Source organism: Pseudomonas sp. TH49 (assembly GCF_016650625.1).
Classification (GTDB): Bacteria; Pseudomonadota; Gammaproteobacteria; order Pseudomonadales; family Pseudomonadaceae; genus Aquipseudomonas; species Aquipseudomonas fluorescens_H.
This window is the reverse complement of sequence record NZ_JAEKFL010000001.1, coordinates 1,731,350-1,756,179: the sequence shown is the minus strand read 5'-3', so window position 1 is coordinate 1,756,179 and position 24,830 is coordinate 1,731,350. Positions and strand designations below refer to the sequence as shown.

22 protein-coding genes and 2 pseudogenes are annotated in these 24,830 nt (G+C 58.9%); 13 read left to right on the top strand and 11 right to left on the bottom strand.

Annotation, left to right across the window (positions count from 1 at the left end; all coding sequences use genetic code 11):
* Window positions 1-2: 2 nt before the first annotated feature.
* The 5 genes from gmk (at window position 3) to JFU48_RS07885 (ending at window position 4,436) form a co-directional block, all read left to right on the top strand.
* The gene (gene gmk / locus JFU48_RS07905; RefSeq protein WP_003229498.1) at window positions 3-623 is read left to right on the top strand and encodes a guanylate kinase; all 621 of its coding nucleotides are present in this window, start codon (window positions 3-5) and stop codon (window positions 621-623) included.
* A gap of 167 nt (window positions 624-790) precedes the next feature.
* Complete coding sequence (gene rpoZ / locus JFU48_RS07900) at window positions 791-1,054, top strand: DNA-directed RNA polymerase subunit omega (protein ID WP_003229503.1); 264 nt, start codon at window positions 791-793, stop codon at window positions 1,052-1,054.
* A 57-nt stretch (window positions 1,055-1,111) separates the two neighbouring features.
* Window positions 1,112-3,217 carry a bifunctional GTP diphosphokinase/guanosine-3',5'-bis pyrophosphate 3'-pyrophosphohydrolase gene (spoT, locus tag JFU48_RS07895; RefSeq protein ID WP_003229505.1) on the top strand — a complete coding sequence of 702 codons (2,106 nt, stop codon included), beginning with the start codon at window positions 1,112-1,114 and terminating at the stop codon, window positions 3,215-3,217.
* Window positions 3,218-3,241: 24 nt separating this feature from the next.
* A complete protein-coding gene (locus tag JFU48_RS07890) occupies window positions 3,242-3,622 on the top strand; it encodes a RidA family protein (protein ID WP_003229509.1) in 381 nt (126 codons plus the stop codon).
* A 73-nt stretch (window positions 3,623-3,695) separates the two neighbouring features.
* Window positions 3,696-4,436 (top strand): hypothetical protein, encoded by a 741-nt coding sequence (locus JFU48_RS07885; RefSeq protein WP_103483724.1) that lies wholly within the window; start codon window positions 3,696-3,698, stop codon window positions 4,434-4,436.
* A gap of 137 nt (window positions 4,437-4,573) precedes the next feature.
* Here the strand turns inward: JFU48_RS07885 and JFU48_RS07880 are convergent, their stop codons facing one another.
* Window positions 4,574-5,431 (bottom strand): SDR family oxidoreductase, encoded by an 858-nt coding sequence (locus tag JFU48_RS07880; protein WP_201136240.1) that lies wholly within the window; start codon window positions 5,429-5,431, stop codon window positions 4,574-4,576.
* A 188-nt stretch (window positions 5,432-5,619) separates the two neighbouring features.
* Here JFU48_RS07880 and exbB point away from each other — a divergent pair, with 188 nt between their 5' ends.
* The 6 genes from exbB to JFU48_RS07850 all read left to right on the top strand — a co-directional run bounded on the left by exbB (window position 5,620) and on the right by JFU48_RS07850 (window position 12,514).
* Window positions 5,620-6,576: a tonB-system energizer ExbB gene (exbB, locus tag JFU48_RS07875; RefSeq protein ID WP_201136239.1), complete on the top strand. Its 957-nt coding sequence runs from the start codon at window positions 5,620-5,622 to the stop codon at window positions 6,574-6,576.
* 6 nt (window positions 6,577-6,582) lie between these two features.
* Entirely contained in the window at window positions 6,583-7,011 is a 429-nt protein-coding gene (gene exbD / locus JFU48_RS07870; protein WP_201136238.1) for a TonB system transport protein ExbD, read from the top strand.
* On the top strand, window positions 7,008-7,757 hold the full coding sequence (locus JFU48_RS07865) for an energy transducer TonB family protein (RefSeq protein ID WP_103483728.1): 750 nt from the start codon (window positions 7,008-7,010) through the stop codon (window positions 7,755-7,757). Before exbD ends, JFU48_RS07865 begins: the two co-directional genes overlap by 4 nt.
* 262 nt (window positions 7,758-8,019) lie before the next feature.
* Window positions 8,020-8,949: a hydrogen peroxide-inducible genes activator gene (locus JFU48_RS07860; protein ID WP_027610401.1), complete on the top strand. Its 930-nt coding sequence runs from the start codon at window positions 8,020-8,022 to the stop codon at window positions 8,947-8,949.
* Between the two features lie 9 nt (window positions 8,950-8,958).
* Window positions 8,959-11,034, top strand: coding sequence for an ATP-dependent DNA helicase RecG (gene recG, locus JFU48_RS07855; protein WP_103369795.1), 2,076 nt, complete (start codon window positions 8,959-8,961; stop codon window positions 11,032-11,034).
* Window positions 11,035-11,113: 79 nt separating this feature from the next.
* The gene (locus tag JFU48_RS07850) at window positions 11,114-12,514 is read left to right on the top strand and encodes an aminoacyl-tRNA deacylase and HDOD domain-containing protein (RefSeq protein ID WP_201136237.1); all 1,401 of its coding nucleotides are present in this window, start codon (window positions 11,114-11,116) and stop codon (window positions 12,512-12,514) included.
* A gap of 271 nt (window positions 12,515-12,785) precedes the next feature.
* On the opposite strand, the gene JFU48_RS07845 is transcribed toward JFU48_RS07850, so the two are convergent.
* Complete coding sequence (locus JFU48_RS07845; protein ID WP_003229522.1) at window positions 12,786-13,169, bottom strand: helicase; 384 nt, start codon at window positions 13,167-13,169, stop codon at window positions 12,786-12,788.
* Between the two features lie 515 nt (window positions 13,170-13,684).
* Here JFU48_RS07845 and JFU48_RS07840 point away from each other — a divergent pair.
* The gene (locus JFU48_RS07840) at window positions 13,685-14,056 is read left to right on the top strand and encodes a DUF6124 family protein (RefSeq protein WP_201136236.1); all 372 of its coding nucleotides are present in this window, start codon (window positions 13,685-13,687) and stop codon (window positions 14,054-14,056) included.
* A gap of 114 nt (window positions 14,057-14,170) precedes the next feature.
* Here the strand turns inward: JFU48_RS07840 and JFU48_RS07835 are convergent, their stop codons facing one another.
* The 7 genes and pseudogenes from JFU48_RS07835 to JFU48_RS07810 all read right to left on the bottom strand — a co-directional run bounded on the left by JFU48_RS07835 (window position 14,171) and on the right by JFU48_RS07810 (window position 21,001).
* Window positions 14,171-14,464: a hypothetical protein gene (locus tag JFU48_RS07835; protein WP_201137100.1), complete on the bottom strand. Its 294-nt coding sequence runs from the start codon at window positions 14,462-14,464 to the stop codon at window positions 14,171-14,173.
* 24 nt (window positions 14,465-14,488) lie between these two features.
* Entirely contained in the window at window positions 14,489-14,971 is a 483-nt protein-coding gene (locus JFU48_RS07830) for a hypothetical protein (RefSeq protein WP_201137061.1), read from the bottom strand.
* A gap of 17 nt (window positions 14,972-14,988) precedes the next feature.
* Window positions 14,989-17,439 carry an alpha/beta fold hydrolase gene (locus JFU48_RS07825; RefSeq protein ID WP_201136235.1) on the bottom strand — a complete coding sequence of 817 codons (2,451 nt, stop codon included), beginning with the start codon at window positions 17,437-17,439 and terminating at the stop codon, window positions 14,989-14,991.
* A 9-nt stretch (window positions 17,440-17,448) separates the two neighbouring features.
* Window positions 17,449-18,365: pseudogene (locus JFU48_RS30315) on the bottom strand (TIGR01777 family oxidoreductase); the annotation flags it as partial.
* A gap of 27 nt (window positions 18,366-18,392) precedes the next feature.
* Window positions 18,393-18,842, bottom strand: a pseudogene (locus JFU48_RS29900) (TIGR01777 family oxidoreductase); the annotation flags it as partial.
* Between the two features lie 140 nt (window positions 18,843-18,982).
* The gene (locus JFU48_RS07815) at window positions 18,983-20,350 is read right to left on the bottom strand and encodes a lysozyme inhibitor LprI family protein (RefSeq protein ID WP_201136234.1); all 1,368 of its coding nucleotides are present in this window, start codon (window positions 20,348-20,350) and stop codon (window positions 18,983-18,985) included.
* A 114-nt stretch (window positions 20,351-20,464) separates the two neighbouring features.
* Entirely contained in the window at window positions 20,465-21,001 is a 537-nt protein-coding gene (locus JFU48_RS07810) for a hypothetical protein (RefSeq protein WP_103521970.1), read from the bottom strand.
* Window positions 21,002-21,105: 104 nt separating this feature from the next.
* Between JFU48_RS07810 and JFU48_RS07805 the strand changes: the two genes are divergently transcribed.
* Window positions 21,106-21,441: a DUF6124 family protein gene (locus JFU48_RS07805; RefSeq protein WP_242486659.1), complete on the top strand. Its 336-nt coding sequence runs from the start codon at window positions 21,106-21,108 to the stop codon at window positions 21,439-21,441.
* 55 nt (window positions 21,442-21,496) lie between these two features.
* On the opposite strand, the gene JFU48_RS07800 is transcribed toward JFU48_RS07805, so the two are convergent.
* Together JFU48_RS07800 and JFU48_RS07795 are read right to left on the bottom strand one after the other, a co-directional pair.
* Window positions 21,497-21,907 (bottom strand): hypothetical protein, encoded by a 411-nt coding sequence (locus JFU48_RS07800; RefSeq protein ID WP_242486627.1) that lies wholly within the window; start codon window positions 21,905-21,907, stop codon window positions 21,497-21,499.
* Window positions 21,908-24,829 carry a M23 family metallopeptidase gene (locus tag JFU48_RS07795; protein ID WP_201136233.1) on the bottom strand — a complete coding sequence of 974 codons (2,922 nt, stop codon included), beginning with the start codon at window positions 24,827-24,829 and terminating at the stop codon, window positions 21,908-21,910.
* Between the last annotated feature and the right edge of the window lies 1 nt (window position 24,830).

Here is a 24,830-nt window from a genome sequence, read left to right as displayed (position 1 = left end):
ACATGACCCACAGCACCGGCACCCTGTACATCATTTCCGCCCCATCGGGTGCGGGCAAGAGCAGCCTGGTCAAGGCTTTGACCGATGCCAATCCGGAGATCCGCGTCTCGATCTCCCACACCACCCGTGCCATGCGTCCGGGTGAAGTGGACGGCGTGAACTATCACTTCGTGACCCGCGAAGAGTTCGTGAAGATGGGCGAGCACGGCGACTTCCTCGAACGCGCCGAAGTCTTCGGCAACTTCTACGGCACCTCGCAAAGCCGCTTGCAGCAGACGCTCGACGAAGGTCACGACCTGATTCTGGAAATCGACTGGCAAGGCGCCGAACAAGTGCGCAAGCTGATGCCGCAGGCACGCTCGATTTTCATCCTGCCGCCGTCGCTTCAGGCCCTGCACCAGCGCCTGACCAACCGCGGTCAGGACAGCGACGAGATCATCGACGGCCGGATGCGCGAAGCGGTCAGCGAGATGAGCCACTATGTCGAGTACGACTACCTGATCATCAACGACGATTTCGCCCATGCACTGGACGATCTGAAGGCGATTTTCCGCGCCAACCAGCTGCAACAGAAACGCCAGCAGGTACGTTTTGGCAAATTGCTGGCCGAACTGCTGGGTTAATCAGCACTTCCCAAAACCGCTGCAAGCGCTTTACATTGGCGCTTGCAGCGCGTTGAAGGGTCTGGTCAAAAAATCAGCGCTTCCCTAATCGCTGGTGATTTTTTAAACTGCTCAGTCCGCTCGCCCAACCGGGCAGCGCGCATATTGCATTCGCTCCGAGGAATACCATGGCCCGCGTAACCGTTGAAGACTGCCTAGAACACGTGGAAAACCGCTTTGAGCTGGTCATGCTCTCTACCAAGCGTGCCCGTCAACTGGCCACCGGCGGCAAAGAGCCACTGGTCCAGTGGGAAAACGACAAGCCTACCGTTGTCGCCCTGCGTGAAATCGCTGAAGGCCTGATGAGCTACGAGTTCATCGCCGAGCAGGAAATTGTCCATGAAGACCCGGTCTTCGCTGCGTTCGAGGACGAGTCCAACGAGGCCGTCTAAGCCTATGCCTGGTCGACGTAGCACGGCGCGGGAACACAGCCTACGGCAGGAGTCATCATGCCGAGCATAGACGCCCTCGCCGATCGCTTATCGACCTACCTCGGCAACGACCAGGTCAACCTGGTCCGCCGAGCGTATTTCTACGCCGAACAAGCCCATGACGGTCAGCGCCGTCGCAGCGGCGAGGCGTACGTCACGCATCCTCTTGCGGTGGCGAATATTCTTGCCGACATGCACATGGACCATCAGAGCCTGATGGCCGCGATGCTGCATGACGTGATCGAAGACACCGGTATCGCCAAAGAGGCGCTGCAAGCGCAGTTCGGTGAAACCGTGGCCGAACTGGTCGACGGGGTCAGCAAACTGACCCAGATGAACTTCGAGACCAAGGCCGAAGCCCAGGCCGAAAACTTCCAGAAAATGGCCATGGCCATGGCGCGCGACATTCGCGTGATCCTGGTCAAACTCGCCGATCGCCTGCACAACATGCGCACGCTGGAAGTGCTGTCCGGGGAAAAACGCCGCCGGATCGCCAAGGAAACCCTCGAAATCTACGCGCCCATCGCCAACCGGCTGGGCATGCACGCGATTCGTATCGAATTTGAAGACCTCGGCTTCAAGGCGATGCACCCGATGCGTTCCGCGCGGATCTACCAGGCGGTCAAGCGCGCCCGGGGCAACCGCAAGGAAATCGTCAACAAGATCGAAGAGTCCCTCGGCCACTGCCTCGCGATCGACGGCATTCAGGGCGAAGTCAGCGGGCGCCAGAAACACCTCTACGGCATCTACAAGAAAATGCGCGGCAAGCGTCGGGCCTTCAACGAGATCATGGACGTCTATGCGTTCCGGATCATCGTCGACAAGGTCGATACCTGCTACCGCGTGCTGGGTGCTGTGCATAATTTGTACAAACCGTTGCCGGGGCGCTTCAAGGATTACATCGCGATCCCCAAGGCCAACGGCTATCAGTCGCTGCACACCACACTGTTCGGCATGCACGGCGTACCGATCGAGATCCAGATCCGCACCCGCGAAATGGAAGAGATGGCCAATAACGGCATCGCCGCCCATTGGCTGTACAAATCCAGCGGTGACGAGCAACCGAAAGGCACTCACGCCCGCGCCCGTCAGTGGGTCAAAGGTGTGCTGGAAATGCAGCAACGTGCCGGCAACTCGCTGGAATTCATCGAGAGCGTGAAGATCGACCTGTTCCCGGACGAGGTCTACGTGTTCACGCCCAAAGGCCGGATCATGGAGCTGCCCAAAGGCTCCACGGCGGTCGACTTTGCCTATGCGGTGCACACCGACGTCGGCAACAGCTGCATCGCCTGCCGGATCAACCGCCGTCTCGCACCGCTGTCCGAACCGCTGCAAAGCGGCTCCACGGTCGAGATCGTCAGCGCGCCAGGCGCGCGGCCGAATCCGGCGTGGCTCAACTTCGTGGTCACCGGCAAGGCACGCACGCACATCCGCCACGCGCTGAAACTGCAACGCCGCTCCGAGTCCATCAGCCTCGGCGAACGCCTGCTGAACAAGGTGCTCAACGGTTTCGACAGCTCGCTGGAGAAGATCCCGGCCGAGCGCGTCACGGCCATGCTTACCGAGTACCGCCTCGAACTGATCGAAGATTTGCTCGAAGACATCGGCCTCGGCAATCGCATGGCCTATGTCGTGGCGCGCCGTCTGCTCGGCGAAGGTGAACAGTTGCCAAGTCCGGAAGGTCCGCTGGCGATTCGCGGCACCGAAGGTCTGGTGCTCAGTTACGCCAAGTGCTGCACGCCGATCCCGGGTGACCCGATTGTCGGCCATCTGTCGGCGGGCAAAGGCATGGTCGTGCACTTGGACAACTGCCGCAACATCAGCGAAATCCGGCACAACCCGGAAAAATGCATCCAGCTCTCGTGGGCCAAGGATGTAACCGGCGAATTCAACGTCGAGCTGCGCGTCGAACTGGAACACCAACGCGGCCTGATCGCCCTGCTGGCCAGCAGCGTCAACGCGGCCGACGGCAATATCGAGAAAATCAGCATGGACGAGCGCGATGGCCGCATCAGCGTCGTCCAGCTGGTGGTCAGCGTCCACGACCGTGTGCACCTGGCCCGCGTGATCAAGAAACTGCGCGCCCTGACCGGGGTCATCCGCATCACCCGCATGCGTGCCTAACTCACACCTAACAAGGAGTCATACATGACCAAGACTGTTATCACCAGCGACAAGGCCCCAGCCGCCATCGGTACCTACTCCCAGGCGATCAAGGCCGGCAACACTGTCTACATGTCGGGCCAGATTCCTCTGGACCCAAAAACCATGGAACTGGTTGAAGGCTTCGAAGCCCAGACCGTCCAGGTGTTCGAGAACCTCAAAGCTGTGGCTGAAGCCGCTGGTGGTTCGTTCAAGGACATCGTCAAGCTGAACATCTTCCTCACCGACCTGAGCCACTTCGCCAAGGTCAACGAGATCATGGGCAAGTACTTCGACCAGCCGTATCCGGCCCGCGCCGCCATCGGCGTTGCTGCCCTGCCGAAGGGTTCGCAAGTCGAAATGGATGCCATCCTGGTCATCGAGTAATGCACACGGCGCAGCCTTCAAATGCTGCGCCGACTGCTCTGCGGTAAAGAAAAGGTTTTGAAAGGATTCCACCATGCGCAAAGCGCTTGCTCTCTCGCTGCTCGCCATTTTCCTCGGCGGCTGTGCCAGCGACCCCGCCGACCGTGACATCAGCGGCACCTGGATCAACCAGGTGGCGATCGATGCTGCTGCCAAGGGCGGCCCCCTGCGCGAAGCGCTTCAGGCCTATGGCCCGAACCTGGAGTGGGACGTCAACACCAAGGCCGGTCAGGCCCGCTACACCAACGGCTTCGAGAACGTCGAAGGACGGCTGCAGGGCGAACAGTCCGGCGCCTGGAAAGTCGACTTCTATGGCAGCTCCGGCAGTGAGCTGAAACGTGACGGCGGCCGGATGAAACAAGCCGCCACCGAGAACGAACCCGACCAGTTGTTCGACCGCGCACAAATCCCCGTGCCGGAAGGTGCGCCAATCGGCGCCAGCTTCGAGCGCGCACTGTATTCGGCCTACCTGGGCGGCAGCTGGAAGATTGCCAGCGGCGACGGCGAAGGCGGCACCGTGCAGTTCCAGGCCGACGGCCAGGTGTCCGGTCTGCCCGGCGCCGACCGCTATGCCCTGTGCCTGGCAGGCGACTGTGCCTCGATGAACAGCGACCACGACAGCATGTGGCTGCAACTCAACGGCCAAGGCAACAACTGGATCTTTGCCCGCAAGGGCAAGGCGCTGGAGATTTTCCAGGCAGTGAACAGCGCACTGGCGGATGAAATGCCGCAGTTCACCCCGGGTGAACGCAAGTGGTTGCTTGAGAAGCAGTAACCGCGCCTGAGAGCAACACGTAACCCTGTGGGAGCGGGCTTGCTCGCGAAGGGGGTGTGTCAGTCGACATCAATGTTGCCTGACACACCCTCTTCGCGAGCAAGCCCGCTCCCACAGTGGTTTGTGGCGTTAGAAGGTCAGCATTTGCCTTCAAGAATCGCCGCATAGCCTTCGCGGTAACTCGGATACATCGGCGTCCAGCCCAGCGCCTTCGCCCGGGCATTGCTGCAGCGCTTGCTGCCGGTGCGGCGTACGCTGGCGTCTTCCGCCCACTCGGTAACCCCCAGATATTCGCGCAGCCAGGCAACCACTTCGGCCAAGGGTGCGGGCGCATCGTCCACACCGATATAGATATCCTGCAATGACTTGCCCTGATGAGCCACCTGCAGCAGAAACGCCATCAGACCTGCCGCGTCATCGGCGTGAATGCGATTGCCGTACAGCGGCGGCTCGACCGCCACCCGATATCCGCGACGCACCTGGGTCAGCAGCCACTCACGACCCGGGCCGTAAATACCGGTCAGGCGCACGATGCTCGCCGGGATGCCGCTGTTCAGCGCCACTTGCTCGGCCTCAAGCATCAGTCGCCCGGAGTATCCGCTGGCGACAGTCTCTGAGTTCTCGTCGACCCACTCCCCTTCCTGCTGCCCGTACACACTGCTGCTGGAAACGAACAGCAGCCGCTCAGGGGTCTGCCCATAGTCGTCCAGCCAGCTCAGCACGTTCTGCAAACCCTGCACGTAAGCCGCACGATAACCGGCCTCATCGTGATCGGTTGCCGCTGCGCAATACACCAGGTAATCCACCGCCCCGACCGGCCAGGTCTCTGGGCAATCTTCCTTGAACAAGTCACCGGCCACGCCGATGACGCCGTCCGGCAAACGCGAAACATCACGGCGCAGACCATGCACCTCCCAGCCGGCGGCCAACAATTGCGTAGCCAGACGACTGCCGACGTCACCACAACCGGCAATCAAAACAGAAGGCGCAGACATCAAAAAACTCCCAAACGAAAGGAACAGACTAGCCCTCGCAAAGGACGAACGGCTAGCAATGAAGGAAAAAAAGAAACTCTATTACTTTTGTTAACAAGAATTACTTGCAATAATGCACCCCACTTTTGTTCTCGGCCTCACGAGGCCTGGAAGAGCATCACCGTTTTTCTACCTCAGGTCCGGCCAGCATGACACGTAATCAAATCCCCGCTTCGCCAACCAAACGACCTCGCGCCTTCAGCGCGGTGGCGGCCCTGCTGCTCAGCCTGATGCTGGCACCGACCGCTGCTTTCGCTGACGCACAAGCGCCAGCCGCTCCGGCTGCCACCGAACAGCACGCCCCTGCTGCCGCCGCGCCAGCCGCCACCGACCCGGTACAGGCTGTAGACGCCAGCGCAGCAGACGCGCCTGAAGTGCTCGAACCTGACAACACCCTGGGCATGGCGCACGACCTGTCGCCATGGGGCATGTACCAGAACGCCGACATCATCGTGAAAATCGTGATGATCGGTCTGGCCATTGCTTCCATCATCACCTGGACCATCTGGATCGCCAAAGGCTTCGAGCTGATGGGCGCCAAGCGTCGTCTGCGAGGTGAAATCGCCGCCCTGAAAAAAGCCGCCACCCTCAAGGAAGCCAGCGCCACTGCAGCGAAGGAAGGCACCCTGGCCAACCTGCTGGTGCACGACGCGCTCGAAGAGATGCGCCTGTCGGTCAACAGCCGCGAGAAAGAGGGCATCAAGGAGCGCGTCAGCTTCCGTCTTGAGCGTCTGGTCGCTGCCTGTGGCCGTAACATGAGCAGCGGCACCGGCGTCCTCGCCACCATCGGTTCCACCGCGCCGTTCGTCGGCCTGTTCGGTACCGTGTGGGGCATCATGAACAGCTTCATCGGCATCGCCAAGACCCAGACCACCAACCTCGCCGTCGTGGCGCCGGGCATTGCCGAAGCGCTGCTGGCCACCGCGCTGGGTCTGGTTGCTGCGATTCCTGCGGTGGTGATCTACAACGTGTTCGCCCGCTCCATCGCCGGCTACAAGGCGCAGGTGTCCGACGCTTCGGCGCAGGTTCTGCTGCTGGTCAGCCGTGACCTCGACCACCAGCCTGAGCGCAGCAGCTCGCAACCGCACATGGTGAAAGTGGGGTAATCGGCCATGGGCCTGCATTTGAAAGAAGGCGCAGACGACGATCTGGCCGAGAACCACGAAATCAACGTCACGCCGTTCATCGACGTGATGCTGGTGCTGCTGATCATCTTCATGGTGGCCGCGCCGCTGGCCACCGTGGACATCAAAGTCGACCTGCCGGCCTCGACCGCCAAACCGGCGCCGCGCCCGGAGAAACCGGTGTTCCTCAGCGTAAAAGCTGATCAGCGTCTGTACATTGGTGACGACGAAGTCAGCGCCGAAACCCTTGGTGCCGTCCTCGACGCCAAGACCCAGGGCAAGAAAGACACCACCATCTTCTTCCAGGCCGACAAGGGCGTGGACTACGGCGACCTGATGAGCGTGATGGATAAGTTGCGCTCGGCCGGTTACCTGAAGGTCGGTCTGGTGGGCCTCGAGAGCGCAGCCAAGAAATGATCACGACGCGCCATAAGCTGACGCGTTACAGCGGTAGCCTGGCCGTGGTGCTGGGCGTTCACGCGCTGGCCATCGCGCTGGCGCTGAACTGGACCGCCCGCCCGCCCATCGAACTGCCGCCGCAGGCAATGGTGGTCGAGCTGGCACCGGTTCCGGCCCCGCCACCGCCTGCTCCGCCGAAAGTCGTCACACCGCCGCAGCCACCGGCTCCGGTTGAAGAGCTGCCGATTCCGAAACTGGCTGAAGCACCCAAGGCCGAGATTGCCGTACCGAAGCCGAAACCCAAGCCAAAGCCGAAACCGCAGCCACCCAAACCGGTCGAGAAAAAACCGGAACCCGTGAAGGAAAAACCTTCCGAGGAAAAACCGGCCGACACGCAACCGACCCAGGCACCGACGGAGAAATCCGCCCAGCCGGCACCGGGCCCGTCGCCCGCACAATTGGCCGCCAAGGCCAGTTGGCAAGGCACCCTGCTCGCGCACTTGGCCAAGTACAAAAAGTACCCGCAAAGCGCACAGGCACGGGGCAAGGAAGGCCTGAACCGTCTGCGTTTCGTGGTGGATGCCGAAGGTAATGTGCTGTCGTTCGAACTGGTGGGCCGCTCCGGCAATGCTGATCTGGACCGGGCCACCCTGGAAATGATCCGCCGCGCCCAACCGCTGCCCAAGCCACCGGCGGACATGTTGACCAACGGCTCGATCGAAATTGTCGCGCCGTTTGTTTACTCCCTCGAGAGACGCCGCTGATCCAATGTGGGAGCGGGCTTGCTCGCGAAAGCGTCGTGTCAGTCGACATCAATGGTTCTGACACACCGCATTCGCGAGCAAGCCCGCTCCCACAGGGGTTATGTATCGACAGTGGGATCGAGAAGGCACCGAAAGGTGCCTTTTGCATATCTGGCAACGCCAAACTCACATTGCCCGGTGTCGCATTCCTCACTCAGTCTGATAACGTGCGTCTATCGATTGCAGCCGTTATGCTTGGCCCGCAACTTCATGGACGCTTGCTATGACTCTCACAGAATTACGCTACATCGTTACCCTCGCCCAAGAGCAGCACTTCGGCCACGCCGCCGAGCGTTGCCACGTCAGCCAGCCGACCCTGTCGGTGGGCGTGAAAAAACTTGAAGACGAACTCGGTGTGCTGATTTTCGAGCGCAGCAAAAGCGCCGTGCGCCTGACCCCGGTCGGCGAAGGCATCGTCGCCCAGGCGCAGAAAGTCCTGGAGCAGGCCCAAGGCATCCGTGAACTGGCCCAGGCCGGCAAGAACCAGCTGACCGCCCCGCTGAAAGTCGGCGCGATCTACACCGTCGGGCCGTACCTGTTCCCGCACCTGATTCCGCAACTGCACCGGGTCGCCCCGCAGATGCCGTTGTACATCGAAGAAAATTTCACCCACGTGCTGCGCGACAAACTGCGCAACGGCGAACTCGACGCGATCATCATCGCCCTGCCGTTCAACGAAGCCGACGTGCTGACCCTGCCGCTGTACGACGAGCCGTTCTACGTCTTGATGCCGGCCCAGCACCCGTGGACGCAAAAGGAATCCATCGACGCTGCCCTGCTCAACGACAAGAGCCTGCTGCTGCTCGGCGAAGGCCACTGCTTCCGCGACCAGGTGCTTGAGGCCTGCCCGACCCTGACCAAGGGCAACGATGGCGCCAAGCACACCACGGTGGAATCCAGTTCGCTGGAAACCATCCGCCACATGGTCGCGTCCGGTCTGGGCATCTCGATCCTGCCGCTGTCGGCGGTGGACAGCCACCACTACGCCCCCGGCGTGATCGAAGTGCGTCCACTGTCGGCGCCGGTGCCGTTCCGCACCGTGGCGATTGCGTGGCGCGCGAGCTTCCCGCGGCCGAAAGCCATCGAAATCCTCGCCGACTCCGTTCGCCTGTGCTCGGTGGCCAAGCCCGCCGCACCGGTTACGGCCGGTTAAGCCAGGGACATGACTGAGCTGTCGCAAGTGTCGGTGACGGCACTCAAGGGTGTCGGCGAAGCCATGGCCGAGAAGCTGGCCAAGGTCGGCCTGGAGAATCTCCAGGACGTGCTGTTTCACCTGCCGCTGCGTTATCAGGATCGCACCCGCGTGGTGCCGATCGGCCACTTGCGACCGGGCCAGGACGCCGTGGTCGAAGGCACCGTCAGCGGCGCCGACGTGGTCATGGGCCGGCGTCGCAGCCTGGTGGTGCGCATGCAGGACGGCACCGGCGGGCTGAGCCTGCGCTTCTACCATTTCAGCAACGCGCAGAAAGAAGGCCTCAAGCGCGGCACGCGGATTCGCTGCTACGGCGAAGTACGGCCCGGCGCTTCGGGGCTGGAAATCTACCACCCGGAATACCGCGCCATCACCGGTGACGAACCGCCGCCCGTGGATGAAACCCTGACCCCGGTCTACCCGCTCACCGAAGGCCTGACCCAACAGCGCCTGCGCCAGTTGTGCATGCAGACCCTGACGCTACTCAAGCCGAACACCCTGCCCGACTGGTTGCCGACCGAACTGGCCCGCGACTACCAACTGGCGCCGCTGGCCGATGCGATCCGCTACCTGCACAACCCGCCCGCCGATGCCGATGTCGATGAGCTGGCCCTCGGTCATCACTGGGCCCAGCATCGGCTGGCCTTCGAAGAACTGCTGACCCATCAACTGTCGCAACAGCGTCTGCGCGAAAGCATGCGTTCCCTGCGCGCGCCAGCGATGCCGAAGGCGAAAAAACTGCCACCGAAATATCTGGCCAACCTCGGCTTCAACCCGACGGGTGCTCAGCAACGCGTCGGCAACGAAATCGCCTACGACCTCAGCCAGCACGAACCGATGCTGCGGCTGATTCAGGGCGATGTCGGCGCGGGCAAAACCGTGGTCGCCGCCCTCGCGGCGCTGCAAGCGCTGGAGGCCGGTTATCAGGTCGCGCTGATGGCGCCGACCGAGATCCTTGCCGAGCAACACTTCATCACTTTCAAGCGCTGGCTCGAACCGCTGGGCATCGACGTCGCGTGGCTGGCCGGCAAGCTCAAGGGCAAGAATCGCGTCACCGCGCTGGAACAGATCGCCAGCGGCACGCCGATGGTGGTCGGCACCCACGCGCTGTTCCAGGACGAAGTGCAGTTCAAAAATCTGGCACTGGTGATCATCGATGAACAGCACCGCTTTGGCGTGCAACAGCGTCTGGCGCTGCGGCAGAAAGGTGTCGGCGGGCGCATGTGCCCGCATCAACTGATCATGACCGCCACGCCGATTCCACGCACCCTGGCGATGAGCGCCTACGCCGACCTCGATACCTCGATCCTCGACGAATTGCCGCCCGGTCGCACCCCGGTCAACACCGTGCTGGTCACCGACACCCGTCGCGTCGAAGTCATCGAACGGGTGCGCAGCGCCTGCGCCGAAGGGCGTCAGGCCTATTGGGTGTGCACCCTGATCGAAGAGTCGGAAGAGCTGACCTGTCAGGCCGCCGAAACCACGTTCGAAGACCTCACCGCCGCTCTCGGCGAGCTGAAAGTCGGGCTGATCCACGGGCGCATGAAGCCCGCCGAAAAAGCGGCGGTCATGGCCGAATTCAAGGCCGGCAACCTGCAACTGCTGGTCGCCACCACCGTGATCGAAGTCGGCGTCGACGTGCCCAACGCCAGCCTGATGATCATTGAAAACCCTGAGCGTCTGGGCCTCGCGCAGTTGCACCAGTTGCGCGGCCGCGTCGGCCGGGGCAGCGCGGTCAGCCATTGCGTGCTGCTCTACCATCCGCCGCTGTCGCAGATCGGCCGCCAGCGCCTGGGCATCATGCGCGAGACCAACGACGGTTTCGTCATCGCCGAAAAAGACCTCGAACTGCGCGGCCCCGGCGAAATGCTCGGCACGCGCCAGACCGGTCTGCTGCAATTCAAGGTCGCCGACCTGATGCGCGACGCCGATCTGCTGCCCGCCGTACGCGATGCCGCGCAAGCTTTGCTCGAGCGCTGGCCGACTCACGTCAGCCCATTGCTCGACCGCTGGTTGCGCCACGGGCAGCAATACGGCCAAGTGTGAGCACCGTCGCAGTTTGTGCAGGATCGTTCCTACAGAGCTGGTTATACTCCTGCCATTGTTTCAAAAACGGATACACACCATGACCGAAGCCGCTCTCGCCCCCGAACTCCCGCACGCTCCGTCCGTCATTCGGCTGCTGCTGGGCAAGCTGGGCATCGCTTACGAAGAAGTGCTCGACCACCACGGCCTCAATGCTTCGCGCAAGGTACAAGCCGTATTGCTGGACGATGCTGTGGGCGCGCTGATGGTGCTGTTTCCGCAGAGCCAGTTGCTCGACCTCAATCGCCTCGCCGAACTCACTGGCCGACGTCTGACCGCCGTGTCCACCGAGCGCCTGGAAAAGATGCTCGGCAAACACAGTCTGAGCCTGCTGCCGGGCCTGCCGGCGCTGACCAGTTCGCCGTGTCTCTACGAAGAAAGCCTGCTGCGCGAACCGAAGCTGCTGATCAACTCCGGCGAGCCGGGCCTGCTCCTGGAAATCACCAGCGAGAACTTCAAGACCATGCTGACCAAGGCCAGCGCCGCCAATTTCGGCGAAGCCCTGAGCAGCATCCGCCCGAACCTCGACCGCCCGGACGATGACCGCGAGGAAATCACCCAGGCCGTGCAGGCGTTCACTGCACGCCGGATTCAGCAGCGTCTGGAAGCGACCATCGAGATTCCCCCGCTGGCCGAAACCGCGCAAAAAATCATCAAGCTGCGCGTCGACCCCAACGCCACCATCGATGACATCACCGGCGTGGTCGAAACCGACCCGGCGCTGGCTGCACAAGTGGTGAGCTGGGCCGCATCGCCGTACTACGCGTCGCCGGGCAAAATCCGTTCCGTGGAAGACGCGATCGTTCGCGTGCTCGGTTTCGATCTGGTGATCAACCTGGCGCTGGGCCTGGCCCTCGGCAAGACCCTGAGCCTGCCGAAAGACCACCCGCAACACACCACGCCGTACTGGCAGCAGTCGATCTACACCGCCGCCGTCATCGAAGGCCTGACCCGCGCCATGCCCCGCGCCCAGCGCCCGGAAGCCGGCCTGACCTATCTCGCCGGTCTGCTGCACAACTTCGGTTACCTGCTGCTGGCCCACGTGTTCCCGCCGCACTTCTCGCTGATCTGCCGTCACCTGGAGGTCAACCCGCACCTGTGCCACAGCTACATCGAGCAGCACCTGTTGGGCATCAGCCGCGAACAGATCGGCTCGTGGCTGATGCGCTACTGGGACATGCCCGATGAACTGGCCACCGCCCTGCGCTTCCAGCACGACCCAAGCTACGACGGCGCCTACGCCGAATACCCGAACCTCGTCTGCCTGGCCGTACGCCTGCTGCGCAGCCGCGGCATCGGCTCCGGCCCCGACGAAGACATCCCCGACGCCCTGCTCGAACGCGTCGGCCTGACCCGCGACAAAGCCAATGATGTCGTCAGCAAAGTCCTCGAAGCCGAAGTCCTGCTGCGCGAACTGGCCTCGCAATTCAGCCAGGCCTGAACCAAAACAGGCCCGCTCCCCCAAGGTTTACACAACCCCTGTGGGAGCGAGCCTGCTCGCGAAGAATCCACCACGATCCAACTGGCTCAGCAAACTCTTGTGGCGAGGGAGCTTGTCGAATCGTCGCACCGTCCCGCTCGACTGCGCAGCAGTCGCAAAACCAGCCAACAAAATATGCCTGACACAACAAGGCCTCAGGGTTTAGGGCCGCTCCGCAGCCCAGCGGGAGCAAGCTCCCTCGCCACAAAAGCTCTTCTGATCAAGACTCGGCTCAAGCCTTAGGCTTGGCCTTCCTCGGCTTCAAATACTTCATCAACCCCTGAAACCACATCACCAGCGCCGGATTACCCTTGAGCTGGATCGACTTGTCCTGAATCCCCTGCATAAACGCCAGCTGCTTGTTCTTCGCCTGCATCGTGGCAAAGGCATAACCCGCATCCTTGAACGCAATCGCAAACGCCGGCTCCGCCACCACCCCAGACTTGCTGGTAACCCGCTGATTCTTCACCACGAAATGCCGCGCCACTTTCCCGTCCAGCGTCTGCAGCTGAAACACCAGATCCTTGTCACCCAACTGCTGCTGGAATGCAGGATTTGTCCGGCTGGCCTTACCCATCAACAAACCCATCATCCACAGAAGAAAACGAAATTTCATGCGCACAGCCTCAAAAGGAAAATGAACGGCCGGGGCAGTGTAAGGGATTCAGACGATAACGCCACTATCTGCCTCTAATGGAAGATGATGCAGCCCATTTCCCGCACGATGACCGCCAAGTCACGCTTCAGCAATCCACTTCCTACACCTGTTGAAACACATCCCTGTAGGAGCTGCCGAAGGCTGCGATCTTTTGATCTTCCAGCCTGCAAACCTATGGGAAATTTCCTGCAAGGCGTGGTGTTGTGCGTGAACTAGGCAGGTTGGAGCATCGTCGATAGCCTGTGTGTGTCACTGCAAAATCGGTGACTCGGACGTGCAAGTCCAGACTCGTTATGCATTCAGTTATGGCTATTCGCCGGGCGTTTTCCTATGCTCGCGAACTGTTATGGCGGCTGTGTATGGGAGACCTTCGGGTCTGCCGGTTTCCGAGTCCGGTCTTGCACACCTATACACAGCTGCCACCCTCTCGAAGCAAGCGAAACGGTGTTGGCTCCATAACTCGGAAAATACCTATGATCAAACCAACACCCAATCCCCCCGAAACCCCAGACATATCGCCCTACGAATCGCTGGAATCCAGGAAATTCCACGAAGCCGCCGAACGCGCCCTCGACCACCATTTCAAACCGCGCACCGAATCCCAACCCAAACGCGAAACCGGCCTCTTCAGCCTCACCCCCGGCACCGATGCCGAAGCCCTGATGGCCAACGCCTCCGAAGACCTCCTGTCCATCAGCGCCATCGCCTGCGACCTCGCCGACGACCTCCACGGCTCCCGCCGCTCGGTCGCGCTGGCCCTGAGCAGAATGGCGGATGGGGTGCGATTGATGGTGGAAGGGACGCTCGACCATATTGAAGTGCGGAACCTGGCGGCCAAGTCCTAGCGAAATTTGCGGATGAAAAAAGGGGACGTTAAGTCCCCTTTCTGCACCTATCGGTAAAAAATCCAGACACAAAAAAACTGCCAATCAGGCAGCTTTTTCGAGAATCCGAAACCTTCAGCCGGCCAGTCGACCGACAGGCTCGAAATCACTGCCTTTGGACAGTGCGACATCCAGAAAGCGGCTGCGCTTACCGGAACGTTTGGCCAAAACCTCACGAGCTTCGGCCTGGAACCGGGCAGCCATCATAGGCTTGGGTTCATGTTTGGACTTTTTCATGGAAACCTCTCGGGTCTCGAAATTTGACTGGATAGTATTACCGCTCAACCCCAATAACACGCCGGCCCGCAGATAAGGGGCAAGAGTAAAAGAGCATTCGGCGTGAGCCGAATGGAAAAACGGTTCATCCAATCATCCTTAATCAAGCGGCGGCGATTACAAGTCTTTGAACATCAGCAATCGGAACTCGTTGTTCACAAACTCGTAGTAGCGAGTCCTGTAGCGGGTTTCCAGCTCATTGCCCTGTGCGTCTTCTTCAGTATCGGCGGAAATGCCGGAAACGATGAGCATGCGACTATCGGGCTGGTAGACAATGCCGAAGGTGCTGCCGTCGGAGGCATTCGGCAGACCACCCACGACTTCCCCAGTCTGGGCGTCCAGCACTTCGCCGCAAATGGCGTTGCCGCCGCAGCCGAGCCTGTGCAGGATGTAATGGCCGGCGAAGTTGACCTTGCCTTTCAGGGCTTGTGCCCGCGCTTGGTCCATCATTGGGCTGCTGTTTTCTTGCGGCACCAGCTTATGGTTGGGGCCGGTGAAAACTGGCGTGACGGTGTAATCCTTGAAGGTTGGATCTGCAGCGAAGGCCATGGCGGTTGAAATTGCCAAGAGACTGCCCGCTACCAGTGACAGCCAGTTCATACGCAACAATAGTGTTTTCACTTCCTATCCTTCGAATTGATCAATTCCAACTCACCATCCCGATACAACACCTCACACCCCATCCACGCCGGATCCACCTGCGGCATCACCGCCGACGGCTTGCGCAACTCGCGCAACAACGTCGAGCCATGCGACAAGCGCCCGCCCATCCGGGCAATCACCGCCCGCGCGGTTTGGTAGTGCGCATGCCGCCCGGGATCGAGGGTGTCTTCGAGCAAGATGTCCTCGCCGAGAATGCCTTGCGCTTGCCCCGGATAAATCATGAATCCGGTCGCTTGCTCCGCACCTTCGCGACCGTCCTGCCAGAAGCTGCCATCGCGGGTGCGCACGTCGGGATGCGGCGCGAACCAATGTTCGCGATCCGCCATGGGCATGGCGTGGTGCAGACGGAAGAAGATGCGCATCAGATTGTCGCGATACCACTCGCGTACTTGCAGGTAGTAACCGCGCAGGCCCGGCAGGCCGGTCGAACGCGCGAGGCGGATCAGCCCGGACCATTGTGGGAATGACTGTAGCGGCAGTTCGCTCGACGCGGGTCGCGGGGTAGCCGGATCGGTTTCCCACGGCAGTCGATGAGGACTGTTTTCCAGATTGTCGTACGCGGTCGGCGGACGGCCCAGCCAGTCGCCGCCACTGCTGGCCAGCGCCGTGGCGACGCACAGATTGCCTTGCACCACGAACACGTAGAACCGGGTGAACCAGTCTGCTAATTGCTGGCCATTGGCACTTTGGGCGACCAGTTCGGCCAGCTCCCGATCGAAGCGCTGCAAACCGTTTTCAAGGTTCAGCAAATGGCCGCGAGCCTTGCGTTGCATACGCAAAAACAGCGGCAACGAACGCAGCATCTTCAACGGTTGCCACGGCAGATGCGGCGTCGCACCACCAACTTCACCGGCGTAGTTATCGGCGCTGATGCCCCAGTCGGCCAACCGGGCAAGAAACAGATCATTGTTGATGTAGGACGCGCCGCCGAACACAGCAGTGAACGGCTCGTTGTCCTGCAACACCCGCGCATCCCAGCGCGCCATGATCGCCGGGATACTCACCGCCGCGCGGCGCTGGGCGTACTCCACCAGCACGCTCGGTTGCGGCGGCAGGATCTCGGCGATGTTGGCGGCGGTCAGGTGCCGGCGCCAGCCGTAGTCGCTGATCGGCCGGTATTGCAGCAGCCAGAGTTGCGAGCCGTCCCAGGCCCATTCGACGTCGCCGGGCACGTAGTGGAACACGCGCAACACGTCTTGCAGAAAGCGCCACAGCAGGTCTTCGGTCAAGCCGTGGGACGGCGTGAACGTGCCGCTGCGCCACGCATCGCCGAGTCGCGAAAGCGTTGCTCGTGAGGGGCTGACGTGTCCATCGGCCAGCGATTCGAGATGACCTTCAATCCATTCCAGTTCTACCGAGAGATGGCGCACGAACGCGATCCCGGAAACTACCGGCGTGATGAAGCGCTGCACCACCACTTCCTCGACGCCTTCGGCCGTCAGTTCGGCGATGCGTTTCGGCACATTGGCGCGCGGCTCGCGCAGGTAAGTGGTGCTCAAACCGGCATTCGCCGAATCGGCCTGATCTTCGCCATAACTGGAGGAGCGTACCGCCCAGGTCACGTCGGGTTGCGCGGCGAGAAAGGCTGACAGACGCGGATCATTGCAATCGTTGAGCGTCAGCGCCGCCGGCACCGCTTGCCGCGCCAGTTCAGCCAGGCGCAAACGCCCGCCCTTGGTGTGCGCAACAAACCCGCGCTCGCCCGACTCCAGCCATTGCGCGAACTGCGCGGGCGAGTCGATCCATGGGTAATGACCCCAACCGGGTTTGAGGCTGATGGTCAGATCAGCGCGAGCGAGAATCGCCGACCACGCTGCCGCTTGCTCGATGCCGAGTACAGCGTCCTGATCGCCCCAAACCAGCTCGACCGGATCGGTGATCCACTCCAGCAGTGGCAGCGCGGTGTCGGCGCGAATCAGATCCCAGTGCGGCACGAACGCACGGCAGCGCGCATAGCCCGCGCCCATGCGTTGGTACTGCTCGGGCGTCCAGGTCTGGTTGGAAAACTTGCGCGCGAACAGCGTGGGTTTGTTCGAGAGCAACCAGTGAATGGTCTTGCGAATCGGCAGCGGCGACATCAGCGCCGGCAACCGCCGCTGCCACAGAAACGCACCGACCGGCGCCAACAAAACGCTGCGGGAAAAGTGTCCCGGCCGACGTTGCAACGCATGCAACACCAGCAACGCATTGACCCCGACCGCCATGATCGCGCTGCCCTGCTGTGTCATCGCCAGCAAGGTCTGCGCGTAGTCCGCCAGATCCTCACAGGGCGGCTGCGGATTGGCGCCGAAACCCGGCAACTCCAGCGGCACCACTTCGTAACGTTTGAAGTGCGGCTGCGCGTCATCCCACCAATCGGCGGCGCTGCCGTTGCCGGCCAACAGGTACATCAAGGGCTTGCTCATGAGCGATCCTCAGGTCAGATCGCGCAGAGCGGCGTCGAGGGTTGGAAAGCGGAATGTGTAGCCAGCCTCGGTCAAACGCTGCGGCACCACGCGCTGACCGTCGAAGAACAACTGCGCCATCTCCCCTGCCAGCGCACGTACTGGCGCGGCTGGAATGTGGAACCACACCGGACGCTTGAGGACCTTGCCAACGTTCTCGGCAAAGGCTGCCTGACTGACCGTTTCCGGCGCCACCATGTTGTAGGTGCCGCGCAGACTGTCGTCATTGAAAGCCCTTGCGATCACCTGAAGCACATCGTCGCGGTGCACCCAGCTCATGATCTGCCGACCATCGCCCATGCGCCCGCCGAAGCCCAAGCGGAACGGCAGCAGCAACGGCGTCAACGCGCCGCCCGGGCCGAAGACCACGCGAGACGCAGCACCACCTGACGCACGCCAAACTCAGTGGCCGGTTGTGCGGCGGCTTCCCAACGCGCGCAGAGTTCGGCCATGAAACCGTCGCCCTTGCTGGCCTGTTCATCGAGGCTTTCGCTGGCATCGCGCACGCCGTAGAAACCGATCGCCGAGGCTTGAATCCACAGTGCTGGTTTGTGCTCGGTGTTCTTCAACCAAGTCATCAACGCTTCGGTGGTGCCGACTCGGCTGGCGAGCAGTTGCGCCTGACGCTTGGGACTCCAGCGTGGACCGGCGACGGGCGCGCCGGCGAGATTGATCACTACGTCGAAGGCTTCGTCGTGGCTGAGTTCGCCGAGCGAATACACACAGCGGACGCGGCCGTTGAACAGATTGGCCGCGTTCAACGGATCGCGCGTCAGGACGCTGATCGAATGGCCGGCGTCGAGTAATTGATTGACCAAGGCTTCACCGATAAACCCGGTGCCGCCGGTGATCAGCACGCGTTTGAAAGCGCCGCCGGCAAACGAGTTGGATTGGCTCCGAGTCTTTACTGAAGGGGATTTTCGGCGGTCATGCCGATACAGCCAGAACAACGGCGGCACCAGCACCAACAACGCAAAACCATCGAGCCACATGTGCGACCAGACCTGTTGTTGCGCTGAAAGCCACATGTCCTGCGGCGCCCATAACAGGATGCCCGCGATCAACCAACCCCAGACTGCCGGGGCTTTCAAGCGATTGCCCAGGTGCACCAGCGCGAGCATGTACAGCGAATAACTTTGCAGCGTCGCGCCGAACAGCGCGAGCCACCAGACCTGTTGTTCGTGGCCGGCGGCGGGCACCGCATCGGCGCCCCAGAATGCGAGTTCGAGAACTTGCAGATAGCCGTCGAGTAAACCGGAGTGACCGGCCCAGGTCAGGGTGAGGCCGGCGAGTATGTGCGCGATTGCGGCGGCGTATAGCCAGAGTACTAACGCTGGGCGAAGGGAGATCGAGGGGGCTGGCATTCCGTGTCCTGAGCGCATTCCTTGAGGGCGGGGAGTTTAAAGGAAAATGGGGGTTGTCAGATGCACAAGCGTTAAGCTATTTAGTGCGACTGGTTCAAGATCAGCGCGTGCGAAAGCGCACCAAACATGCCCCACGAACTTCAAATGCAGTGACTGGCTTTGATCGGCTGTGTGCCTTGCGAGCTTAAAAGCTTCAAGTGCTCCTTCGCCCGGGGGTCACCTTTGTCAGCAGCCATTTGGTAGCAAGCCAATGCGCGGGACACATCTTTTGTGCCCAGTCTTCCATCCTCGAATGTAGAAGCCAGATAATTCATCGCTTCGGTCGAATCCATCTTTACCGCCCGAATGATCTGCTCTTCCGCTTGCGCTGGATGAAGGCAAGGGCCGCCATAGTCTGTGGAATTTCCTAAGCAAAAAAACGTGGCATAGGCCAACGCGCCACTCGGTATTTTCGAAGCCGCTTTGAACAGCGCTTCAACCCTCGGGGTTTCCAACTGAGACGCCATTTGCGAAAGGCTAAGGCTTGCCGCCGACAGGCTCGCCTGTGCATCCCCCGACTCTGCGGCACACAAGTAATTTTCCAAGGACGCTTCGATCAACTCCACTGTCAGTCGGTACTGCTCAAGAAACCCTAACCCACCTAACGCTTCAGCACGTTGATAACAGAACTGCTCGGCACGGCTCATTCCTGGGTTATTTGTTGCCACCAGATACTGTTCGCTGACCGACCAATCCTCAATCCCCTCCAGCACCCAACATGCCTGACGAGAGAAGTTGAAGATTTTTACATTACTATTGCCCGCCCGCTTATCGACCACGTTGACGTGACTGTCATCGACCTCTTCAATCTCGACTCCAGGTGTCTTGCCGGGTGTGATGGCGGCCATCAGCGGGTAGGTGAAAGAAGCTCCGCTGACGCCCGAGGTCGAAGGCTCAAAGGTACTACGGTCCTTGCCTGCAACCGGCTTCAACACAAGCAACTTGACCGTCATCGCAGTGAGACGGCGTTGTGATTCGCTGTTGGCGGAAAACGCTGTAAGGAAAGCTGGGAATTCCTCTGAAGGACAGGCGTCGTTGACCGGCGCCGTCGAAGTGCTCTTGTCGGATGCAAGAGCAGGGACGATCTTGTCCAGGTACGCCGAGCGCTCACGACTCATTCTGGCGATGCACGAGTTAACGGCGAACACATGCGCCGGCATCCCCGTCTCGATCTCGAACGCCTCCAACGGGCAGTTCGCATCGCGCAATTTCAACCACGCACGTTGCGACTCTTTAACCTTCGCCGCGTACTCCGCGCCCAGCGCGGGATCTGCTCGATAGTCAGATTCAAGTCGCGCCATCAACTGCTTGTAGCTAACGTTCAACTGCGCATCGGCAGCCTTCTTCGCCGCCTCCGAGCAGGGCACCATTTCCAGGCTTGAGGCTACATGGCTGCAGTCGTCCTGCGCATAGGCCGCTGAAACCGGCAGTAGTAGTGCGACCAACAGCGTAAAAACAAAGCGGTTCACTGTGTTCATCCTTGAGTCATTCAGGCTTTGCGCTCGGCGAGCCGGGGCCAAACCACGTTCACGCATAATAAAGAGTAGCCTGCCCTATTAAACGCAAAACATTGGCAGCCATCGCTATTTAGCGCCATTTATTTTCTTGATATAAGATTTTATCAACCCTGCATTAACATAAGGAAAATGTTGCTCCTCACCTTCTTGATACCCTTCCATCCCACTCAGATTCTTATCAAATCGGACAAGCTTATTCACAACCAATTTATTGTCCGCACTTTTTTCATACCCATAAACTTGATAAAGGGTCCCGTACGTTCCAATTCCTCTGCTCGTAATTTCCCAAGAAACCAAAACAAGCACATTTTTCTTACCCTTAACTGGATAAAAGAAAATCGACTCAATTTTTGGGTCTGACCCAGCCACATCGTATTTATCGACAAGACTTCTATTTTTTTTATTGTCGACCCCAACAACATCCAGAACCAGAGAAACAGGAAACTCCTCGCTCGTCGTCTGCAGGAATGATAATTCACCCCCATTTACGACGTCAGTTCTAAATGGTCCTTGGATTACCGTTCCCTGAAGATAGTCTACATCTTGCGCACTGCTGGAGTTTGCCAGAAGGAAAACAAAAGCAAACATAAATACACGGAGCATTGCAGAACGACCTCTTAGTTAATGTTCATAAGTGCAGCGAGTGCTTGAAACCTACTGTTCCTGTCCGCATATCCATTTTGGCCGCCATTCACCATTTGGGGAAATTGGGGACAGACCACGTTTTTCGGATACTACTAAAAGGTGGTCTGGCCCTATTTCACTCCTTCCCGCCTACCAACGACAAACAGTCCAAACGCCGCAAAGGCAGACTCTTCACCGTCGCCAATGACATCGACTCGGAAGACCTCCTGGCCAACGCCTCCGACGACATGTTGTCCATCAGCGCCATCGCTGCCAAATTAGCCGACGATGTCGAAGGCCCCAACCGCTCCGTAGCGTTAGCCCTTAGCCGAATTGCCGATGGCGCGCAGCTTATGGTGGAGCGTGCGCTGGATCATCTGGAGGAGTTAACTGCGGCGAGGCAGGAAGTTAAGACGTAAAGATAAGAAGGGGACGGATTCAAATAAATCCGTCCTCCGTTAAGCTATTTTTCGGTCAGTTATTCAGCTTTGCAACGCACTTCTCATAAAGCTCTGAATACTTTTTGTCGTACACCAATTCAACCGGCTCATCCAGATCAGCCGAGGCATTAAACAAGGTTTTGTCTTGTGGATAATATTTGATCCAGCCGACGATACCTTCTCCCGACGTATCATAGTGCAACTGCGCGAGCACTCTCTCTCCATTATCATCATCAATCAGCAGGTTGATTTTTTCTTTCTTTGTATAACGAAATGGAAAGTTACTGCTTCTCACCAGTTCTGTCAGATACCCATAGCAACCCGCACTGTCTGAGCGCGCATCAACAGCTTCATCGTTACCTGCAAACACCAAACTGGCAAAAGCCGAAAAAACAAAACCAAAAAACAGGTTCAAGCTGATACGTTTATATTTCATGACTTTCATTTATTCACCTTTCTCCAACGCTTCTACAAAACGAGCGCGAATCGCCTCAATGTGTTTTTTGTATACTGCTTGCACATTCGTATCGGTAGAGTGCCAGCGTGCCCACTGACCATTGTGCCGCTTGATATAGGCCGCCTTATACTCCATACCCGCTATCACCGAAGGCAATACGACAAAAACTTTCTTCTTGTCGGTGATTTGTGCGTTTCCGCCTTGCCCACTCATCCCCTTGTTTTCAAACGCCGACCACGTACCGGTGGGGGTGTATTCAGGATTGGCCTCAAAAATAGAACTGTCCCAACCATAATATGGAGGGCTACCAAAAGCTTCCATACCACCGGTTCCGCAATTCGCGTACTGCCCTGACTCGAAGTGGCCGGTCTCATCGCGGTACATACGTTCAATGATGACCGCCATGTCTTTCCCGTATTTCTCGTAAATTATCTTGATCGCGGCTTTGCCATCGGCGACGGTAAATAATCCAGCGTGAGCAACAGGACCTTTGGCCTTGAAATTACCGATGAACTCTATCGGATGAAAATGATAAATCTGGCTTGGCAACGGGATTTGCATGGCACCCGCCATCTCATCCCAGAAGACGAGCTTATCTATCCGCTCTTGCTCATGTTTGAGTAGTTCAGGCGAATCCTTCATCAGTGTTTTCAGCCGCTCCCACTTGGGTTCACTGGACTTCGCTTGCCATTCCGTTGGATGGTAAGCAATTAGCTTCGACCACTCGCTGCGGATCTCAGGATCTCGCAAAGCGCGTTGCAATTCAGCAGACGTAACTTCGTTATCCTGAGTACCTTTTGCATCAATCTTGGCATACAGCTCCTTAAAGAAAGCGGGCATGTCACCTGGATCCAGAAACCCGTCGGCTGTGGCATTGCTCTCTTTGATGACTTTGAAGCCAAGCTTTTCCCAATCATGTTGACAGATGATTTCCTGTTTTTCTTTTTCGATAAACCCGGTTTGCGGTTTGCCGTCACTCTGAAATGCGGCCCGAACCCATTCCTTGCCTGCACTGTCTTTAATAATGGTTGGGCGATCAACGGGCACTAATGTGTCTGCTGGTAACCCGGGCTCCTGAGGAGTGAATACCGGTGCCTGATCGGTACCACCTTTGGCAGCTAATACCTGACCCTTTTTCAACTTCAGATATTTTTTGCCTTCAACCAATGCCGCAGGGTTTTTCAAATACTCTTCAAGTTTTTCATCCGAGCTGAAAATCTCGATGTGAACCTGATGTTTCTTGTTGATATTTCCTTTATCGTCCGCAGGTGTTTCGTAGAGACCTAGATAACCGATCGGCTCACCCGCCTTGATTGCTGAATTACACACCACAACACTGTCAAAAACAGTAGGAATTGTGCTTTTTCTCTTGATAACAGCACCTGACCCGACATCGTCCACACTGCACCAGAACGTCGCAGGCAAAACACCCTCGCCTTTTAGGCCTGTGCCTCCCGACGGAACGAAAGTGCATTCTGCCATAGGGTACTTTTTACCATCCACTAACAGCCATTTGATCTTGTCACTGTCAAAGCGGATTGTACTTCCGGTACACAGCACTTGATCGGGAGCTACTTGTTCTCCTGCTTTATCGCCGGATGGAGCACCTCGAACTTTCAGACCACGTGGAGCTGTAATCGTAGCCTCCACCATGCCTTTCCAGTAGCCAGGAACCTTGCGCTCGGGTGGGAGCACTGTTTTCAAGCGTTCCTTGTTTTTGCTGTTCTTAATGGGCTGACCGTCTTCTTCGATAGCGAACCAGACGACATCATCTTTCTTGAGTTCACCAATTTTGCCCTTGAGGATTTTGCCCTGAGCAAAATTGTATTTACCGTCAGCCGTCGGCTGCTCTTTTAGTACTTCAAACTCGACACCCGACGGTATGTTTTCCACGACCTTACTTTGTGGATCGTCTTTATGATGTGTTCGAGCAGGCCAGCCACCGTTAACAACGGCAACCACTCTAGGGGATTTCTCTTCTTCTGCCGTATAAAGCTCATAGGGCAACACGTGCATGTAAAGACTAAAGAAAACCAGCTTATTGGTTTTTACCCCCTCGGACTTTTCATTCGCGGGTGATTCATACTCGTGTCGAACAAGACAAAATGAAGTGGAGTACTGCAAGCCTTTGGCCGGTTCGAAATCCGACGTCAGATAGTTCTTGTTCAAGCGATAGGCGACGACTACCCCATCGGCCATACAGCGCACAGGCTCGTCCCTGATGCACTGTGGTGCACTGGCGTTAGTGATGTGGATTCCACCGTGCCAGAAATGGTTGCTTCCGAGCAAATAGTGCCCGGCTGTCTCGCCTTCCAAGGCTTTGTACAGTTCCTCTGCATCCTCAAACTGGCTGCCGCCATGCTTCCTGATCGGGTATTGGAAGCTCATTTTTTGCGTCGACGCAGCGGCAGCAGGCGTTGTGGCAGGTGTTGCCGCAGGAGCGGCCGCCGTTGCGTTATCCGGATGCGTCAGATTCGAGATATCGAACCCACGAGGGTTCACCGTCGCATGACCTTGCGCCAGGTTGGGGTGACCTTTGGTGCCGTTCCTCAAAACCTCAAAATGCAAATGGGCACCGGTTCCGATACCGGTGTTGCCACACGGACCGACCGTTCCACCCTTTGCTACCGCTGCCCCCATCGCCAAGGGCGATGCTGAGCGCATATGTGCATAAAGCGTATGCACGATTTCAGCGCCATTCGCGTGCTCTAGAACGACCACATTGCCGTAGCCATTCATGACACCTTTATAAACAACCTTTCCCGCGCCGGCTGCTGGAATGGGTGTTCCAGCGGGTGCCGCCCAGTCTTCACCCCGGTGTGGTCTGACCAACCCGCTCACCGGATGCACTCGAGTAGGGTTCCATGCACTCGTATAATGAAATGGCGCGCCTGGATTAAAATATTCCATA